Source organism: Paraburkholderia terrae (genome assembly GCF_002902925.1).
Classification (GTDB): domain Bacteria; phylum Pseudomonadota; class Gammaproteobacteria; order Burkholderiales; family Burkholderiaceae; genus Paraburkholderia; species Paraburkholderia terrae.
On the sequence record NZ_CP026111.1, the window covers coordinates 3,064,095 to 3,081,694 of the forward strand.

The 17,600-nt window shown below is 65.0% G+C and carries 17 protein-coding genes; 8 read left to right on the top strand and 9 right to left on the bottom strand.

Annotation, left to right across the window (positions count from 1 at the left end):
* Positions 1–150: 150 nt before the first annotated feature.
* The 9 genes from C2L65_RS13510 to mpl form a co-directional block, all read right to left on the bottom strand.
* Positions 151–927, bottom strand: a complete 777-nt coding sequence (locus C2L65_RS13510; RefSeq protein WP_042307963.1) for an SDR family oxidoreductase — start codon at positions 925–927, stop codon at positions 151–153.
* Positions 924–1,604, bottom strand: coding sequence for a 2-dehydro-3-deoxy-6-phosphogalactonate aldolase (locus C2L65_RS13515; protein WP_042307962.1), 681 nt, complete (start codon positions 1,602–1,604; stop codon positions 924–926). The genes C2L65_RS13510 and C2L65_RS13515 overlap by 4 nt, the downstream gene beginning before the upstream one ends.
* Before the next feature lie 65 nt (positions 1,605–1,669).
* Positions 1,670–2,728, bottom strand: coding sequence for a 2-dehydro-3-deoxygalactonokinase (locus tag C2L65_RS13520; RefSeq protein ID WP_042307960.1), 1,059 nt, complete (start codon positions 2,726–2,728; stop codon positions 1,670–1,672).
* The gene (locus C2L65_RS13525) at positions 2,725–3,678 is read right to left on the bottom strand and encodes an IclR family transcriptional regulator (RefSeq protein ID WP_042307958.1); all 954 of its coding nucleotides are present in this window, start codon (positions 3,676–3,678) and stop codon (positions 2,725–2,727) included. The genes C2L65_RS13520 and C2L65_RS13525 overlap by 4 nt, the downstream gene beginning before the upstream one ends.
* Positions 3,679–4,063: 385 nt before the next feature.
* Positions 4,064–4,798 carry a monofunctional biosynthetic peptidoglycan transglycosylase gene (mtgA, locus tag C2L65_RS13530; RefSeq protein ID WP_042308041.1) on the bottom strand — a complete coding sequence of 245 codons (735 nt, stop codon included), beginning with the start codon at positions 4,796–4,798 and terminating at the stop codon, positions 4,064–4,066.
* 67 nt (positions 4,799–4,865) lie between these two features.
* Positions 4,866–5,738 (bottom strand): shikimate dehydrogenase, encoded by an 873-nt coding sequence (gene aroE, locus C2L65_RS13535; protein WP_042307956.1) that lies wholly within the window; start codon positions 5,736–5,738, stop codon positions 4,866–4,868.
* Complete coding sequence (locus C2L65_RS13540) at positions 5,735–7,816, bottom strand: ribonuclease catalytic domain-containing protein (protein ID WP_042307953.1); 2,082 nt, start codon at positions 7,814–7,816, stop codon at positions 5,735–5,737. The genes aroE and C2L65_RS13540 overlap by 4 nt, the downstream gene beginning before the upstream one ends.
* Positions 7,817–7,951: 135 nt before the next feature.
* A complete protein-coding gene (locus C2L65_RS13545; protein WP_042307951.1) occupies positions 7,952–8,560 on the bottom strand; it encodes a YqiA/YcfP family alpha/beta fold hydrolase in 609 nt (202 codons plus the stop codon).
* A complete protein-coding gene (mpl, locus tag C2L65_RS13550; protein ID WP_042307949.1) occupies positions 8,557–9,978 on the bottom strand; it encodes a UDP-N-acetylmuramate:L-alanyl-gamma-D-glutamyl-meso-diaminopimelate ligase in 1,422 nt (473 codons plus the stop codon). The genes C2L65_RS13545 and mpl overlap by 4 nt, the downstream gene beginning before the upstream one ends.
* A 225-nt stretch (positions 9,979–10,203) precedes the next feature.
* On the opposite strand from mpl, the gene C2L65_RS13555 reads away from it, so the two are divergent.
* The 8 genes from C2L65_RS13555 (at position 10,204) to tpx (ending at position 17,562) form a co-directional block, all read left to right on the top strand.
* A complete protein-coding gene (locus tag C2L65_RS13555; RefSeq protein ID WP_042307947.1) occupies positions 10,204–10,857 on the top strand; it encodes a hypothetical protein in 654 nt (217 codons plus the stop codon).
* 24 nt (positions 10,858–10,881) lie between these two features.
* Complete coding sequence (locus C2L65_RS13560) at positions 10,882–11,430, top strand: TlpA family protein disulfide reductase (protein ID WP_042307944.1); 549 nt, start codon at positions 10,882–10,884, stop codon at positions 11,428–11,430.
* A 194-nt stretch (positions 11,431–11,624) separates the two neighbouring features.
* Entirely contained in the window at positions 11,625–12,089 is a 465-nt protein-coding gene (aroQ, locus tag C2L65_RS13565) for a type II 3-dehydroquinate dehydratase (RefSeq protein WP_042307942.1), read from the top strand.
* Between the two features lie 68 nt (positions 12,090–12,157).
* Positions 12,158–12,631 (top strand): acetyl-CoA carboxylase biotin carboxyl carrier protein, encoded by a 474-nt coding sequence (gene accB, locus C2L65_RS13570; protein WP_042307940.1) that lies wholly within the window; start codon positions 12,158–12,160, stop codon positions 12,629–12,631.
* 123 nt (positions 12,632–12,754) lie between these two features.
* Positions 12,755–14,122 carry an acetyl-CoA carboxylase biotin carboxylase subunit gene (gene accC / locus C2L65_RS13575; protein ID WP_042307939.1) on the top strand — a complete coding sequence of 456 codons (1,368 nt, stop codon included), beginning with the start codon at positions 12,755–12,757 and terminating at the stop codon, positions 14,120–14,122.
* A 3-nt stretch (positions 14,123–14,125) separates the two neighbouring features.
* Complete coding sequence (gene prmA, locus C2L65_RS13580; RefSeq protein WP_042307936.1) at positions 14,126–15,028, top strand: 50S ribosomal protein L11 methyltransferase; 903 nt, start codon at positions 14,126–14,128, stop codon at positions 15,026–15,028.
* A 59-nt stretch (positions 15,029–15,087) separates the two neighbouring features.
* The gene (locus C2L65_RS13585; protein WP_042307934.1) at positions 15,088–16,968 is read left to right on the top strand and encodes a DUF3426 domain-containing protein; all 1,881 of its coding nucleotides are present in this window, start codon (positions 15,088–15,090) and stop codon (positions 16,966–16,968) included.
* Between the two features lie 93 nt (positions 16,969–17,061).
* Positions 17,062–17,562, top strand: a complete 501-nt coding sequence (tpx, locus tag C2L65_RS13590; RefSeq protein WP_042307932.1) for a thiol peroxidase — start codon at positions 17,062–17,064, stop codon at positions 17,560–17,562.
* The last annotated feature ends 38 nt before the right edge of the window (positions 17,563–17,600 follow it).

Below are 17,600 nucleotides of genomic sequence, written 5' to 3' on the forward strand. Positions count from 1 at the left end.
GTAACGAGAAGGTTATTGGCCGCGTCTTCTTGTACCGCCACCGACACACGCGGCCAGCGCGTCAGGCGGTTCACACCGTCGCCCCGTTTGCGGGGCGGCTTTGCTGCTTTTTCTGTTTCCTTCGCTACTGCTTTATTCTTCGATACCGCTTTAGTCGTGGTAAAGCGCAGAGCGCCCGCCATCGACCGTGATGCAACTCGCGTTGATGAAAGGCGCTTCATCCGACGCGAGAAATACGGCTGTCATCGCCACTTCTTCCGGCTTGCCGATGCGCTTCATCGGCTGCAGATCGAGCGTCGCTTGCTTCGCAGCGGCGGGGTCGGTCTGACCGTCCCACCAGTCGCGCGTCAGCTGCGTTTCGATGTAACCCGGCGCGATCGCATTCACGCGCACGTTGCGCGGCGCGTATTCGATACCGAGCGCACGCGTCAGGCCGATCACGCCGTGCTTCGCGACCGGGTACGGGAAGCAGCCCGGAATGATCTTGAACGAGTGTGTCGACGCGATGTTCACGATGCTGCCCGCGCCGCGCTCGACCATCCCCGGCAACACCGCGCGGCAGCCATTCCACACGCCGTCCAGATCGACGGCGAAACAGCGGCGCCAGTCTTCGTCGGTCATCGTCAGCGGGTCGCAAAACACGTTGATGCCTGCGTTGTTCACCAGCACGTCGATCGGGCCGAAGGCGCTTTCGCCTTCGCTCACCGCGCGCTGTACGGAAGCCGATTGCGTGACGTCCGTCTGCACGGCGAGCGTCTTGCCGCCCGTTTGCGTAGCGATGTCGGCGGCCGTGTACTGCGCGGTTTCGATGTCGAGTTCCGCGAGCACGACTGAGGCGCCCTCGCGCGCGAACGCCGTCGCGATCGCCGCGCCGATGCCGCGTCCCGCACCCGTCACCAGCGCGACCTTGCCTTGCAGCCGTTTCATTTGTTCACGCCCGCGCGCGCGATGCGCAGGCCGTTGATGAACGCTTTCGCATGCGAAGCCGTCGTCGTCGCTGGCTGGCCGGGCTTGTACAGCGCCGAGCCGAGGCCGAATCCATTCGCGCCTGCGGAGAGGAACGGACCCATGTTGTCCGGCAAGACTCCGCCGACGGGAAGCAGCGGCACGTCCTTGTGAATCACCGCGCGCCACGCCTTCACGACCTGGCAGCCGAGCTGTTCGGCGGGGAACATCTTCAGCACGTCCGCGCCGTTCTTCAGCGCGATAAAGGCTTCCGTCGGCGTTGCGACGCCCGGCGCGCATGCCATCGCGAGCGACTTCGCCGTCGTCACGACTTCGGGGTCGCTGTGCGGCATCACGATCAGTTCACCGCCCGCCGCCTTCACGTCGTGCACGAGTTCGCCTCGCAGCACCGTGCCCGCGCCGATGATGGCATCGGCGGGCAGCGCCTGGCGGATCGCCGCGATGCTGTCGAACGGGTTCGGCGAATTGAGCGGCACTTCGATGATGCGAAAGCCCGCTTCGTACAGCGCGCGGCCGTGATCGGCGGCATCGGCGGGCGTGATGCCGCGCAGAATCGCAACCAGCGGGCACGCTTCGAACGCGGCCATCAGGCCGGCGTGCGGCTGGTACGGTGCGGGCAGATTCAGATCGAGTGACATGTCGGTTCCTTGGGTTCGTTGCGCGCCGGCGCGGGTCTTGTTCAGGTCGCGTTCCGGTCCGCGCTTCAGGTGGCCTGCGCGGCGCCCGACGCTTCGCTGACAAGCCCCGCTTGCGCCGCGATGCGCCACAAACCGCGCTCGGTCGCCTGCTTCACGAGGTCCGCCTGATGGCAGCCGAATTGCGCGAGCGCGAGCCGGTAGCGTTCGCACAGCGCCTCGTTGCCGATCAGTTGCAGCGCGCTGCCGGCGAGCGTCGATTGTTGTTGCGCGAGCGCCGCTTCGAGGCCGCTCAGTTCGTGGCCGATCAACAGGCCGGACAGATAATCGGGTTGCTGCTCACGCGCAAGCTGGCCCGTCAGGCCCAGCGTGCGCGTGCTGAAAATCGTTGCGAGCACGCCGGCCTTGCCCTTGTCGCGCGCGACTCGCACGCCGCGCAGGAAGGCTTCCGTGTCGGGCTGGTCGGGCGTGAGCATCGTACGGCCGAGAATCGTGTGCTCGGAGAGCGCCGCGAAGACTTCACCCGTCATGAACGTGTCGAAGCGCTCGATCTGCGCGTCGCGCACCATCACCCATTTCGCGTGCGTGCCGGGCAGGCCGATCAGCAGGCCCTTGCCCGCCGCCGACGGTTCCGCGCAGGCCAGCGCGCCGAAAATCTGCGTCTCCTCGCCACGCATCACGTTCGGCAGTTCGCCGTTCTGCAACACGCCGGGGACGATATTCAGCGTTACGCCGCGCGCGGTCTGCACGCGCACGATGCCGTCGACGAGCGCATCGGCGCTCGCAGGCGCATTCACGTACGGCGCTTCCTTCCAGCCTTGCGCGCTGCCGACCATGCCAGCCGCGATCACGGGCAGCTCGGGCGCGCGGTCCAGCCACGCGCCGACGACGGCATCGAACGCCGCGTCGAAGCCGCCTTCCGCCGCCGGACGCGGCAGATTCATGATGCCCGCCGTCGACGCGCGCGTTTCCAGCACTGCGCCGTTCGCGTCGAACAGATAGGCGCGCAGCGACGTCGTGCCCCAATCGAGCGCGATCAGCGCGGCCGATGCGGCATGACCCGCCGCTGCTGCCGTCTGCGCCGGCTGGGCTTGTTCCGTGGACAGGGTCGAGCCCGTCTGAGTCATCGTTTGATCCTGCGGGTAGTCGGTTGCGGAACACGCCAGCCCAGTTCTTCCGAAATCGCGCGCGCCTCGCGCTGCACGACGGGAATCAGCTCGTCCATGCGCTCGAGCGACATGTACGGAATCGTGCTTGCGACCGACAGCGCTGCGACGATCGAACCCGACGCGTCGCGCACGGGCGCGGCCACGCAGCGAATCGACGCTTCGTTCTCTTCGAGATCGAACGTGAAGCCGCCTGCCGAGTAGTTCGTCATGCGCTGCATGAAGGTCTGCTGGTCGGGCCGGTTGTCGGGCTTGAAGCTGACGCCCGCGAGAGCGCGGCGCGACGCGTCGAACAGCGACTGCCACTGGTCGGGACCGAGGTCGAGCATCATCGCCTTGCCGATACCCGTCGATGCGAGCGGCATCCGGTGGCCGACGCGCGAGCGCATTTCGAGGCCACGCGTGCCGGGAATCTTGTCGATGTACAGCACGTCGTCGCCGTCGCGCACGCCGAGGTGGATCGTGTCGTGCGTCAGTTCGGCAAGCGACGCCAGATGCGGACGCGCGACGGTCGTGAGCGGCATCTGCTCGAGCGCGATCGTGCCGAGTTCGATCAGCTTCGGGCCGAGCAGGTAGCCGCCCTGCACCTGGCGCAGATAGCGCGCCTGCACGAGGCTGCTGACAAGACGGTGCGTGGTGCTGCGCGTCGTGCCGAGCGCGGCGCCGAAGGTGCGCAGATCGCGCACGCCCGCGGCGGCGGCTTCGAGAATCGCGAGGCCGCGCAGCAGCGTTTGCGTGCCGGCTTGCTGCGGCGTGATGTCGAGCAGCGTGCTCGGCAGGCCGATCGTGTCGGCGGGCGGCGTCGGCACGACGGCGCCGTTGGCGGGACGCGTGGCGGGCTTGCGCGGCGCTTCGACTTCAGGCGCCTCGGGCGCTTCGGACTCGACGTGAGAGGTCATCGCTTTGTTCATGGCGACTGGCAACAGACAAAAGGTGAGTTACCGCGAAATGCCGGCGTGACGGCGCGCGTCGGGCGTGATTCGAAGCTGCGCGTGATTCGCGCGGGTTAGCGCGAGCGGGTTGTGCAGCAAGGTGCTGGAAGGCATGGCGTGGTGTCTCCGATTTTCGTCCCGCTGCGTGCGCCGCGCGGTTTTGCGCTGGCGACGAGGCGGTGTTTCTGGCCGGTGTCGGCTTGTTGAACCGGATTGTAGGGCGCTTTTTTGAGATTCACCAACATATGAGCGTGACGTCCATATTTTGGGAATTGCGTGGAATCGGATGATGCGTGCGCGTGCAGAAAGCAAAACGGCGGGTCCCGTTATGGGACCCGCCGTTTCTGTGGCCATTGTGCGGAACTCAGTCCGGCAGTTCCGCCCCGCCCATCCGGCGCGCGATCACCCGCGCACGTTGCGTGAGATAGCTGGAAGTACGATGCTCGTCGAAGTATTTCGGCCTCGGCAGCATCACCGCGAGCCGGGCCGACTGGCCGGCCGTCAGGTTCGCGGCCGACGTCTTGAAGTAATAGCGCGCCGCCGCCTCCGCGCCGTACACGCCATTGCCCCATTCAACCGAATTCAGATAGATCTCGAAGATGCGCTCCTTGTCCATCAGCGTCTCGAGCATCCATGTGATGATCAGTTCCTGGCCTTTGCGGATATAGCTCTTTTCACGCGACAAAAACAGATTGCGCGCGAGCTGCTGCGTGATCGTGGAGCCGCCTCTGACGATCTTGCCGCGCGCCTTGTTTTTCTCCCATGCCTGGAGAATCGCGTCCGTTTCGTAGCCGTTGTTCGTGGCGAAGTTCGCATCTTCCGAAGCGATGATCGCGCGCTTCAGATTGCGTGAGATCTGGTCGTAGGGCACCCACGTGTGCTGGATCGACAGATCGGGGCGGTCTTGCGAAAGACGCCAGGCATCGGAGCGCATGAAGGCCGTCGATTGCGGATTCACGGAGTTCCACGCGGCGATCTGCGCGAAATAGAAAAGCTGCGTGGCGACCCACGCGACGACGAAGACCGCGCCGGCATACATCACCCAGCGTGCGGGACTCGCGCCGGCCCGCTGCCCCTTCGCGCGCCTCGTCTTGGTCATTGTCGTCGCCATATCGTGGAATCTGGAGGCGCGTCGCTTGCGATGAGTTGCTCGGCCGCTTAGCCGCTCACGCGCTTTGCGGCGCGCGCAGCATCTCGCGCAGCGCGGCGAGCACGGGCGCGCCGTCGGGACGCACGCCGCGCCACACGAAGAACGATTCCGCCGCCTGCTCGACCAGCATGCCGAGGCCGTCGGCTGCGCGCGCGCCGAGCTGGCTGGCGTGCTGCATGAAGACGGTCGGCTGCGCGCCATACATCATGTCGTACGCGAGCGTACACGCGCCGAACGCGCCGTCGTCGCACTCGGGCAGCGACGCGTCGAGGCTGCTTGCCGTTGCGTTGACGATCACGTCATAGGCGCCCGTTTCAATCGTCTGCGCGCTGCCGCCCGTCAGACGGCATGCGGCGTCGCTGGCCGCACTGGCGAATTGTGCAACCAGCGCCTCGGCCTTCGATGCCGTGCGATTCACGATGGTGAGCGATTGCGGCTTGCGTTCGAGCATCGGCAGCACGACGCCGCGCGCCGCGCCGCCCGCGCCGAGCAGCAGCACGCGCGCGTCCTTTAGCGACACGCCCAGGTTCACTTCGATGTCGCGCACGAGGCCGAAGCCATCCGTGTTGTCGCCGTAGACGCCGCCGTCTTTCTCGAAACGCAGCGTATTCACCGCGCCCGCCGCCGCCGCACGCGGCGACAGCGCGGTCGCGAACGCGTGCGCGTCGAGCTTGAACGGCACGGTGACGTTCATGCCGCGCCCGCCTTCGGCGATGAAGGCCCGCACGTGCGACTCAAACTGATCGACAGGCGCGAGCAAGCGGCCATATTCGACGGGTTCGCCCGTCTGTTCGGCGAAGCGCGCGTGGATGAGCGGCGACTTGCTGTGCGCAATCGGATTGCCGATTACCGCGTAGCGGTGGCGCTGGGTGGTCGTGTCGGTCGTCATTGGCCCTGCTCCGTCGCGTGTTGCGTTGAATCGTTCGAGTCGGCGGGCTGGTCGCCCTCAGCGGCAGCCGTATCAGCTTCGGCTTGCGCTTCGGCTTCGCTTTCGGCGGATTCGTCGGCGGCGTCGATGAGTTCTTCTTCGGCCTCTTCCTCTTCTTCCGCGCCGCTCGTCACGGTCGGCGCGTCGAGCACGTGCAACGGCCGCACCGATGCCTCGACCGTCAGTTCATCCACCGACATGACTTCGAGCATCAGCCGCGTGCCGCGCGCATGCACGCCCAGACCCGGCACGTGCAGCAGCAGCGGCACGTCTTCGAGACGCACGAGATCGCCCTTCACGACGGAAGCGACCACCTGCTTCTTGCCTTCCTGCGTGAGCCAGCGCAGACACCAGAAATACTCCATGCGACGCTGGTGATCGGCGTATGCGGTGTAGGTGTCGTCGAAGCCTTGCACGACGGCGAACAGGTCGGCGTCCTTCGGCTTGAACGGCGCCGCGAGCTTGGCCGTCACGCCGTGCTGCACGCACGCGATCAGTTGCCACTGGTTGACGAGGTCGACGTAGCGGCGCAGCGGCGAGGTGCTCCACGCGTACTGCGACACGCCGAGGCCTTCGTGCGGCGCGGCCGTCGTCTGCATGCGGGTGCGCTTCGGTCCCGTCGGCGCGCCGAACGCGCGCTGCGAGCGATAGATGCCGGGCACGCCGTGATCGTGCAGGAACGCGCCCCACGTCGAGTTCGCGAGAATCGCCAGTTCGGCGACGATCGTATCGAGCGGCGAACCGCGGCGGCGCGGCGTGATGCTCACGTGCTCGCCTTCGACGTAGAAGTTGAAATCCGTATTGCGCTGCACTTCGCGCTTGAGGCCGAAACCGGCGCGCGCCAGCTGGCGCTTCTCGAACAGCGCCTGCGCGAACGGCCACAGCACTGCGATGTCTTCTTTATGCGGATAGTCGCCCGTGCCATTGGCGAGCGCCTCTTCCGTGACGAGTTCGTCGAGCGTGTTGTGGCGCAGATTGTTCTTCACGTAGACGAGTTCGGCGCGCGTTTCGCTAACGACGATTTCCTGCGTCTCGCGGTTCACGATGCTGTACAGCGACAGCGCCGGGCGCAAACCGCCTTCGGCCAGCGTGAATTTTTCCACGACGGAATCGGGCAGCATCGTGATCTTGTCGCCCGGCATGTAGACGGTGGACAAGCGGCCGCGCGCGATCGCATCGACGGCATCGCCGCGTTCGATGCCCAGCGCCGGCGCCGCGATGTGAATGCCGATCCGCACACGCCCGTCGGACAGATGCTCGACGGAGAACGCATCGTCGATTTCCGTCGTGGTCACGTCGTCGATCGAGAACGCTTCGATTTCGGCTTGCGGCAGATCTTCCGGCAGCGCACCGATCGTCACGGCGGGGAAACCCGTGCCGTGCGGGAAGAATTCCGACAGGAAGCGCGCTTCGTGCAGCGCGCGCGCCGACGGAATGCCGCCGCACTCAAGCATCAGACGCGCCATCGAAATGCCGCGCGCCGCCGCTGCCGCTTCGAGCGCCTTGTATTCGATCGCGTTCTTGTCGGGCTTCGTCAACAGGCCGAGCGCCTTGCTCTGGAATCCGTCCGGCAGACGTCCCGCCTTCAGTTCCTCTTCGTAGCCCTGTTGCACGAGCGCCTGCTGACGCTTGCGTTCGAGCGACGCGAGCGCCATCTTCAGCTGCTCTTCCGGCGCGCGCTGATACTGGCCGCGCCCCTTGCGACGGAAATAGATGGGCGAACCGTGCATGCGCAAAATCAGCGCGGCGCGCTCGACGGGCCCGAACGACTCGCCAAAGTATTCGGCGCCGAGCGTGGCAAACGGGAATTCGTCTTCAGGCGCGCATTCCCACAGAAAGTCCAGATCGATGTCCTGTGCGGCGGCATCGGCCTGTTCCATCAGTTCGCCCGCCGACGGCTTCTCGAACTCCATCAGCACGTCTTTCGCGCGAACTTTCGCGCGGCGCCCGCCCGGCAGCTCGACCTGAAACGCGTCGCCTTGACGCGACATCACGTTGCCGGCCTTGAAACTACCCGATTCCTCGAAGAAAACGTTCACTCAATACTCTCGTTCTGGCTTGCGTCGGCCGGCGCGCAGTGCGGTTGCTTCGCGCGTCGGCGTCGTGTTCGGTGTGGTGTTCCGCAACGCGCGTGCCTTGTGCTTCATCGTGGGCGGCGTGTGCGGATCATCGGATCATGCCGCCTCGCGTGGTGCGGGCGGCTCAGTGTCGGCTCCGGCGGCGTCGCAAAACGCGAGCACGTCGTCGACATAGTCGGGAAACTCGCTGATCGCGTGGTCGCTGCCTTCGATCAGTCTGGTCTGCACGCCGGGATAGTGCGCGAGCATTTCGCGGTAATCGAGCACTTCGTCGCCGGTGGCAGCAAACAGATAATAGCGTTCGGGGCGGGTGATGCGCGCGACGCCTAACGCACGCAACTCATCAAGATGACGCGGCTCGACGACGATGCTGCCGCCGCCATGCCACAGCGGCTGCTCGCCGAGATAGTGGCTGAGATCGCGCTCCGGCACGACCGCGGGATTCAGCAGCACGGCGCGCCAGCCGTGCTTCTCGGCGAGATGCGTCGCGAAATAGCCGCCGAGCGAACTGCCGATCACCGTCACCTGCTCCGGATTCGCCGCCGCGACCCGTTCTTCGACGAGCGCCACGGTCTCCAGCGGCGACACGGGCAGCATCGGACAGCACCATTCGACGCTGCGACCAAGCGCCGCAAGACGCTCGGCCATCACGCGCGCCTTGAACGAATTGGGTGACGAGCGGAAGCCGTGCAGATAGAGAATCACGCGACGCCCCGCGCCTGCGCCGTCGGACGCGCCGACAGCGCGTCGAGCAGTTTCTGGTGTACGCCGCCAAAGCCGCCGTTGCTCATCACGAGCACCTGATCGCCCGGCCGCGCGGCCGCGACGACGGATTTGACGAGCGTGTCGATGTCGTTGAAGGCTTGCGCCTTGTCGCCCATCGGCGCGAGCGCTTCGGCCAGGTTCCAGCCGAGCGCGTCCTTGCCCGTGTGCGCGCCGTAGCCGAATACGAGATCGGCGTCGACGAGGCTGGCGGGCAATTGCGCCTTCATCACGCCGAGCTTCATCGTGTTCGAGCGCGGTTCGAGCACGGCGAGAATGCGCGCGCGTTTGCCGTTTTCATCGCGGCCGATGCGCGTGCGCAAACCGGCGACCGTCGTCTGGATGGCTGTCGGGTGATGCGCGAAATCGTCGTAGACAGTCACGCCGTCGACGCTGCCGCGTACTTCCATCCGCCGCTTCACGTTGCGGAAGGTCGACAGCGACTTCGCGGCCTGCGCGGGCGGCACGCCGATGTGGCGCGCGGCGGCGATCGCGGCGATCGCGTTCATGCGGTTGTGCTCGCCCTGCACCTGCCAGTCGACGACGCCGACGCGCTCACCGTTGTGATAGACGGCAAACCGCTCGTCGATGGCGATGCCGTCTTCAGCGGGCAGCGCCTGCCAGCCGCCGTCGACGCCGAAGCGTTCCACTTCGCTCCAGCAGCCGCGCGTCAGCACGCGGTCCAGCGCAGCTTCGCGGCCGTTCGACACGACGCGGCCAATGCCCGGCACCGTGCGCACGAGGTGGTGAAATTGCGTTTCGATCGCGGCGAGATCAGCGAAGATGTCCGCGTGATCGAATTCGAGATTGTTCAGGACCGCGGTGCGCGGCCGGTAGTGGACGAACTTCGAGCGCTTGTCGAAGAACGCCGTGTCGTATTCATCGGCTTCGATCACGAAGAAGCTCGAATCTGTCAGCCGCGCCGAAACGCCGAAATTCAACGGCACGCCGCCGATCAGAAAGCCCGGGTTCATGCCCGCGTCTTCGAGCAGCCACGTCAGCATCGAGCTCGTCGTGGTCTTGCCGTGCGTGCCGGCTACGGCCAGCACCCATTTGCCATTCAGCACGTGCTCGCCGAGCCACTGCGGGCCGGACGTGTACGGCAGGCCGCGATTGAGGATTTCTTCCATCAGCGGATTGCCGCGCGTCACGACATTGCCGACCACAAAGAGGTCCGGCTTCAGGTCGAGCTGCTCGACACCCCAACCTTCGATCAGCTTGATCCCCTGCGCTTCCAGTTGCGTGCTCATCGGCGGATAGACGCCGGCGTCGCAGCCCGTCACCGTGTGACCGGCGTTGCGCGCGAGAACCGCGAGACCACCCATGAACGTGCCGCAGATGCCGAGGATGTGAATGTGCATAAAGCTGTCGCGCCGCAAGGCGTGTTTTGCGTGGAAAGATGACATGCGCCAGGGGCCGGAAAGCCCTCGCGCGAAGGACGACTATTGTAACCGACAGGCCCGCCTGATCTTGATCGGGCGTGCTTTTCCGGGCGACGCCGCGCGGCCGCCGGAAAGCCGCTCAAGGCCCGCCGACGCGACGGCGGCGTAAAAAGACCGTCAGGCTTTCTCTAGTATGATTGGCGAATGGTTCGCAAATCACATTTCGATCCGCAGCGCGTGCGCGAGGAAATCGCCATCGCGGCTGCGCGGATGATCGCCGAGGACGGGCTCGACTACTCGACTGCGAAGCGCAAGGCTGCGCGGCAGGTGGTCGGGGAAACGCGCGTCGCCGGCGAATGGCTGCCGGATAACGACCAGATCGAGGAAGAAATCCGCGAATATCAGTCGCTGTTCCAGGGCGACAGCCAGCCGGCCGTGTTGCGCCGGCTGCGCGAAGTCGCGCTGGACTGGATGCAGCGGCTCGCGCCGTTCAATCCGTATCTGACCGGCGCGGTGCTGGGCGGGACGGCGGGTGAGCATTCCGATGTTCATCTGCAAGCCTTCTGCGACGACCCGAAGGAAGTTGCCATTTATCTGTTGAACGCGAACATTCAGTACGACGTTTCCGAAACGCGGCACTTTGCGGGTCGCGGCTACGTCGAAACATTGAGCTTTCTTTGGCGTCCGGTGAATGAAGGGCGCGACGCCGAGCCCGTGGGTATTCACCTCGCGCTCTACGGTACCGACGATCTGCGCGGCGCAGTCCGCGCTGACGCGCGCGGACGATCCGCGCGCGCCGACGTCCGCGCGGTTCAGGCGCTGATCGACGAAAGCGACGCCGCGCGTTCCACGAACTGAACCCTTAACAGACACACTCTCTATATGAAGCGGATTCTGGCAATCGCGGCGGTGGCTGTCGTCGCGACAGCGGGCGGCGCGGTGGCGGGCCACTGGCTGCTCGGCAACAACGACCTCGCTGGTGTCGCAAACGCGGCACCCGCCGACAGCAACAACGCCGTCAATCAACTGTGGGCGGCGAAAGTGACCAATGCCGACGGCGCGCCGCAGTCGCTCGCCGGTTTCAAGGGACACCCGGTCGTGATCAACTTCTGGGCGTCGTGGTGCGGGCCCTGCGTCGAGGAAATGCCGTCGCTATCGGCGCTGCACAAGGAATACTCGAAAAAGGGCATCGAGTTCGTCGGGCTGGGCGTCGATTCCGACAAGAACATCAAGGCTTTCCTGCAAAAAGTGCCCGTCAACTACCCGATCTATGTCGCCGGGTTCGGCGGCGCGGACCTTGCGCGCGCCTTCGGCAACAACGCGGGTGGTTTGCCTTACACGGTCGTAATTGACGCAAAAGGCGTCGTACGGTCGACAAAACTCGGCCAGATCAAGCCGGACGAGCTGAAACGCACGCTCGACGCGCTCTGATTCCGACAACTTTTTGACATTTAGTTGAGAACTTTTTGCCTCAGATTGGGCGATATTCACAATAAGATGTCAGAAGTTCGGCGAGTTGCTGCGATCCCGGTAAGGCCACGAGACGTGCCGCGCGTTCGAGAAACTAGACAAATTTCTCTAATCAGCGCTAAAGTGCGCCCAATTCCACGGAAAACGAACCGACCATGACGCGACTGCTGGTTCTGCACGGCCCCAACCTCAACCTTCTCGGCACCCGGGAACCCGAGGTCTATGGCCGCGTCACGCTCCCGCAGATCGATCAGGCGCTGGCCGACCGCGCAGCGGATGCCGGCGTCGAACTGGCCACCTTCCAGAGCAATCACGAAGGCGCGCTGGTCGATCGCATTCAGGCCGCTCGGACCGAGAAGACCGATTTCATCGTGATCAATCCCGCTGCGTACACGCATACCAGCGTGGCGATCCGGGACGCACTAGCGGGCGTCGGCATCCCGTTCGTCGAGATTCATCTGTCGAACGTGCATCGTCGAGAACCGTTCAGGCATCACTCGTATTTCTCCGACCAGGCAGAGGGCGTCATTTGCGGCCTCGGCTGGAAGGGCTATCTGTACGCACTCGAATATGTGCTCGACCGGTTGGCCGCTGGGACGGCCGGATCGTCGCGCAACTGACAACCCAAAACACGAATTCGGCGCTGGCGGCAAACCGCCGGCGCTTCACGCATTGAAGGGGAAAGCCCATGGATCTACGTAAACTGAAGACTCTGATCGACCTCGTCTCCGAGTCCGGCATCTCCGAACTCGAAGTGACCGAGGGCGAAGGCAAGGTGCGCATCGTCAAGAACGCGCCGCCGGTTTACGTCCAGCAGCCTGGCAACTACGCGCCGCAATACGCCGCGCCCGGCATGGCGCCCGCTGCTCACGGCGGTGAAGCACCCGCCGTCGGCGCGCCGGCGACGCCCGCAGCGGTGGCGCCGCAAGGCCACGTCGTGACGTCGCCGATGGTCGGCACGTTCTACCGCGCACCGTCGCCGGGCGCCGATCCGTTCGTGCAGGTCGGCGATACGGTCAAGGAAGGCCAGACCATCTGCATCATCGAAGCGATGAAGCTGCTGAACGAGATCGAATCGGATGCGGCCGGCGTCATCAAGGAAATCCTCGTCGAGAACGGCCAGGCAGTCGAATACGGTCAGCCGCTCTTCGTGATCGGCTGACGCGGCGCGCTGTAGCCATTCGCCATCCGCGCGCCCGCCTTCTTCGGGCGCGCCACCGATCCTCTGAGGCAGCCGCCCGTCCAAACTGGCCCGCGGCGCCCATTGATGAGTCGAATATCCGCTATGTTTGAAAAAATCCTCATTGCCAATCGTGGTGAAATCGCGCTCCGTATCCAGCGCGCGTGCCGCGAACTCGGCGTCAAGACGGTCGTCGTCTATTCCGAAGCCGACAAGGAAGCCAAGTACGTGAAGCTCGCCGACGAGGCGGTCTGCATCGGACCGGCGCCGTCGAACCTCTCGTACCTGAACATGCCCGCGCTGATCAGCGCGGCAGAAGTCACGGACGCCGAAGCGATTCACCCCGGCTACGGCTTCCTGTCGGAAAACGCCGACTTTGCAGAACGCGTCGAGCAATCGGGCTTCGTGTTCATCGGCCCGCGCCCCGACACGATCCGCATGATGGGCGACAAGGTCACCGCGAAGCAGACCATGATCAAGACGGGCGTGCCCTGCGTGCCTGGTTCCGAAGGCGCGTTGCCGGAAGATCCGAAAGAGATCGTGAAAATTGCACGCGCGGTCGGCTATCCCGTGATCATCAAGGCGGCAGGCGGCGGCGGTGGCCGCGGCATGCGCGTCGTTCACACGGAAGCGGCGCTCGTGAATGCCGTCAACATGACGCGCGAAGAAGCCGGCCGCGCGTTCGGCAATCCGCAGGTCTACATGGAGAAATACCTGGAGAACCCGCGGCACATCGAAATCCAGATCCTCGCCGACTCGTTCAAGAACGCGCTGTGGCTCGGCGAACGCGACTGCTCGATGCAGCGCCGTCACCAGAAGGTGATCGAAGAGGCGCCGGCGCCGGGCATCGCGCGCCGTCTAATCGAGCGCATCGGCGACCGCTGCGCGGACGCGTGCAAGAAGATGGGCTATCTCGGCGCAGGCACGTTCGAGTTCCTGTACGAAAACGGGGAGTTCTACTTCATCGAAATGAACACGCGCGTGCAGGTCGAGCATCCCGTTACCGAGCTGATCACGGGCATCGACATCGTTCAGGAACAGATCCGCATCGCGGCGGGCGAAAAGCTCGCCATGCGCCAGCGCGACATCCAGTTCCGCGGACATGCGATCGAATGCCGTATCAACGCGGAAGATCCGTTCAAGTTCACGCCGTCGCCGGGTCGTCTTACGTCGTGGCATATGCCGGGCGGCCCCGGTATTCGCGTCGATTCGCATGCGTACAACGGCTATTTCGTGCCGCCGAACTATGATTCGATGATCGGCAAGCTGATCGCTTACGGCGCGACGCGCGAACAGGCGATCAAACGGATGCGCATCGCGCTGTCGGAAATGGTGGTCGAAGGCATTCAGACCAACATTCCGCTGCATCGCGAGCTGATGCTCGACGCGAAGTTCGTCGAGGGCGGCACGAGCATCCATTACCTCGAAAACCGGCTGGCGGCAAAGCTGCAAGCCGCACCGGAAGAAGCGTAAGCAATGAGCTACCGGGAACTGGTCGTCGAACTCGCGCGCGAGCACGCGGAAGCGTTGTCGGATGCGTTGCTCGAACTGGGCGCGCTGTCGGTGTCCGTCGAAGACGCGGATGCCGACACGCCCGACGAGCAGCCGCTGTTCGGCGAGCCCGGTCTCACGCCGGACCGCACCGCATGGACGCATTCGCGCGTGATCGCGTTGCTGGCGCCGGAACATGAACCGGCCGTGCTGCTTGCGGCCGCTGCGAATGAACTCGGCCTCGCCGATGCGCCGGCGTTCAGCGTGCGCGAAGTCGAGGAACAGGACTGGGTGCGCCTCACGCAATCCCAGTTTGATCCGATTCCGATTAACGAGCGCATCTGGGTCGTGCCGTCGTGGCACGCCGCGCCAGATCCTGATGCGCTCGTGCTCGAACTCGATCCGGGCCTCGCGTTCGGCACGGGCAGCCATCCGACCACGCGTCTGTGCATGGAGTGGCTCGAGCAAAACGTGAAGCAGGATCAATCGGTGCTCGACTACGGTTGTGGTTCGGGCATCCTTGCGATACTCGCGAAGAAGTGTGGCGCGAACCCCGTGATCGGCATCGACATCGATCCGCAAGCGGTCGAGTCCGCGCGCCACAATAGCGAGCGCAATCGCGCCGAAGTCACGTATGGTCTGCCCGATGATTGCCCCGCGGGTGAGTTCGATATCGTTGTCGCGAATATCCTGTCGAACCCGCTGAAGCTGATGGCGTCGATGCTGTCGTCGAGGGTGAAGCCGGGTGGACGCATTGCGCTGTCGGGCATTCTCGCGCGACAGGCGGATGAAGTAGCACGTGTCTATCAGCAGTGGATCGACATTGCAGTGTGGCGCGAACACGAAGGCTGGGTATGCCTTGCGGGTACGCGACGCGAAAGCAATTAGAATAACGCATATTTGTTTGCTTCCGGCCCCTTAAGGGCTAACCGGTCTTTCGGCTCGATATGCTTCTAGCGACACGCTGTCCCTTCTGCGAAACCGTTTTCAGGCTCCAGCCGGAGCAGCTCACGCTGCGCCGCGGACTCGTGCGTTGTGGCCACTGCAAAGAAGTGTTCGACGCATCGAGCAGCCTGTTCGACGTGAGCGGCGGCGTGAGCGTCGACAAGGCGAAGCACGTCACGATCGACGACGTGACGGCGCATACGCTCGAAACGCTCGCGAATGGCGGCATCGCGCCGGCGCCGGAAACGAAGCCTGCTGTCGATGTACCGCCCGCCCCTGTCGCGATGCCCGTTGTGACGCACACGGAAGAAGCGGTCACGCCGCAGCCGGCAGAAGCGTTCGATGCGCGCGTGGCTGAGCCGCATATCGGCAGTGGCAATGCCCACGCGGAATTGGCTTCCGAGGAAAAACCCGCCGAACAACACGCTGAGCACGCCGCTGCACAAGTCGCGCAGCCGGACGTCGCTGTCGAGGCTCGACACGAAGCGGCCGTCCAGGCTTCGCCCGTAGCGGCGGCGTCCGCCGAAGTCGAAGCCGACACGGCGCGTGTCGAACCGTCGTTCCCTGCCGGCGAAACCCAACCCGCGTCATCGACGGATAAGCCCGACTTCCGCGCCGAGGCATGGAACCCGTGGGCGCCCGCACCCGACGCATCGATCGACCGGCGCATCCGCCACAACGCGTCGACGATCCCGTTCAACCCGGTCACGATTCCGCGTTCCGCGCAGCCGCCGCTGACGCTCGAACTCACCGAATCGCAACCGATGCACCTCGATAAGGCGATCGCGCGCGAACCGGTCGCACCCGAGCCGCACAGCGAAGCGCCTGTCGAAGCGAAACCGGAAGCGCCCGCCGCCGCGCAAGCTGCGGCAAACGTCGAGCCCGCTGTCGAAGCGCAAGCGGAGCCGACGTTCGAACAACCAGCGGAGCCGCAAGCGCACCAGAAAGCGGAACCGACCTTCGGCGCAACGCCCGCACACGAAGCCGAGCCTGCAATCCACGCGCCGCCACACGCGTGGCGCGAACCCGAGTCTCTCCGCGAGCCGGCGGAGGCACGCCACGATCAGGCCGCGAACGAAACGAAGCGCGAACCGGAAGTGCCGCAGCACGAATCGTTCGACGACGCGTTGCGCGAATCGCGTCGGGACGAGCACGCCAAGCCCGTGTTCGAGGACGAGGACGGCACCGTCGTCCCGTCCGCCGAGCACGCTGGACTTGCCGGACATGCGGCACAAAATCGCGAGCACGAACCCTTCTTCGGCGCGCCGTCGGCCGAACCAGATCTCGAGCCACGCTTCGGCGCAGCCGCGCGCGATCCCTATAACGCCCCTTTCGCCGCCACACCCGACAGCGACAACGATGCATTCGCCGTCACGCGCGAACCGCGCCAGCCCGAGTCGAGCCGCTTCATGTGGCAGGTTCTGGGCGGCGTCGCGGCAGGCCTGCTTGGCTTCCTGCTGCTCGTGCAGCTCGCCTGGTGGCAGCGCGAAACGGTGATGGTCGCGTGGCCCGATGCGCAGTCGCTGTTCGTAAAGGCTTGCGCGCATCTCGGCTGCAAGGTCGAGCCGCCGCGCGATATCGACGGTTTGCTGGTCGAGCCGTCGGATCTGCGGCAGGTCGACGGTCCGCACAGGCTCGAACTGAAGATGCCGCTGCGCAACCGCTTCGATCTCGCGCTCGCGTATCCTGCCGTCGAACTGACGCTGCTCGACGAGAACAACAACATCGCCGTGCGGCGCGTGCTGTGGCCGCAAGACTATGTGAAACCCGGTACGCCGATCGCGGCGGGCCTACCCGCCCGCACAACGCAGACGATGATCGTGCGCCTCGACACCGGCGATGCCGTCGCCTCGAATTTCCGCGTGCAGATCTTCTATCCGTAACGGACAGCTCTGCGGCGCGCGCAGGTTTTCCGCGCGCCCGGCACGAACCGGGCGCGCATCCCGTCAATCCCTGACGAATCTTCGGAGCACAACATGAGTCAAGTCACGCTGGGTGGCAACCCGATCGAAGTCGCTGGCAAGTTCCCGTCCGTGGGCCAGGCAGCGCCTGCCTTCTCGCTGGTCGGCAAGGATCTCAAGCCGCTGACGCTCGCCGACTTTGCGGGCAAGCGCAAGGTGCTGAACATCGTCCCGAGCCTCGACACGCCGACCTGCGCAACCTCCACGCGCAAGTTCAACGAAGCCGCCGCGAAGCTGAGCAACACAGCTGTGATCGTCGTGTCGGGCGACCTGCCGTTCGCGGCTTCGCGCTTCTGCACGACGGAAGGCATCGAAAACGTCGTGACGGCATCGACCTTCCGCGGCCATGAGTTCGCGCAGGCGTACGGCGTCGACGTGACGAGCGGTCCGCTGACGGGCCTGACGGCCCGCGCCGTGGTCGTCGTCGACGAAAACGACAAGGTCGTACACGCCGAGCTCGTCAGCGAAATCAAGAACGAGCCGAACTACGACGCAGCGCTCGCCGCGCTGAAGTAAGCTTTATATTTGCGTCGACACAGCGCCGCGCCCGTTTC

Coding starts and splice junctions, on each gene's coding strand:
- aroE (WP_042307956.1), bottom strand. CDS start 5,738: ATGACGACCGACACGACCACCCAGCGCCACCGCTACGCGGTAATCGGC.
- prmA (WP_042307936.1), top strand. CDS start 14,126: ATGAGCTACCGGGAACTGGTCGTCGAACTCGCGCGCGAGCACGCGGAA.
- C2L65_RS13555 (WP_042307947.1), top strand. CDS start 10,204: ATGGTTCGCAAATCACATTTCGATCCGCAGCGCGTGCGCGAGGAAATC.
- accC (WP_042307939.1), top strand. CDS start 12,755: ATGTTTGAAAAAATCCTCATTGCCAATCGTGGTGAAATCGCGCTCCGT.
- mpl (WP_042307949.1), bottom strand. CDS start 9,978: ATGCACATTCACATCCTCGGCATCTGCGGCACGTTCATGGGTGGTCTC.
- tpx (WP_042307932.1), top strand. CDS start 17,062: ATGAGTCAAGTCACGCTGGGTGGCAACCCGATCGAAGTCGCTGGCAAG.
- C2L65_RS13520 (WP_042307960.1), bottom strand. CDS start 2,728: ATGACTCAGACGGGCTCGACCCTGTCCACGGAACAAGCCCAGCCGGCG.
- aroQ (WP_042307942.1), top strand. CDS start 11,625: ATGACGCGACTGCTGGTTCTGCACGGCCCCAACCTCAACCTTCTCGGC.
- accB (WP_042307940.1), top strand. CDS start 12,158: ATGGATCTACGTAAACTGAAGACTCTGATCGACCTCGTCTCCGAGTCC.
- C2L65_RS13515 (WP_042307962.1), bottom strand. CDS start 1,604: ATGTCACTCGATCTGAATCTGCCCGCACCGTACCAGCCGCACGCCGGC.
- C2L65_RS13585 (WP_042307934.1), top strand. CDS start 15,088: ATGCTTCTAGCGACACGCTGTCCCTTCTGCGAAACCGTTTTCAGGCTC.
- C2L65_RS13560 (WP_042307944.1), top strand. CDS start 10,882: ATGAAGCGGATTCTGGCAATCGCGGCGGTGGCTGTCGTCGCGACAGCG.
- C2L65_RS13525 (WP_042307958.1), bottom strand. CDS start 3,678: ATGAACAAAGCGATGACCTCTCACGTCGAGTCCGAAGCGCCCGAGGCG.
- mtgA (WP_042308041.1), bottom strand. CDS start 4,798: ATGACCAAGACGAGGCGCGCGAAGGGGCAGCGGGCCGGCGCGAGTCCC.
- C2L65_RS13510 (WP_042307963.1), bottom strand. CDS start 927: ATGAAACGGCTGCAAGGCAAGGTCGCGCTGGTGACGGGTGCGGGACGC.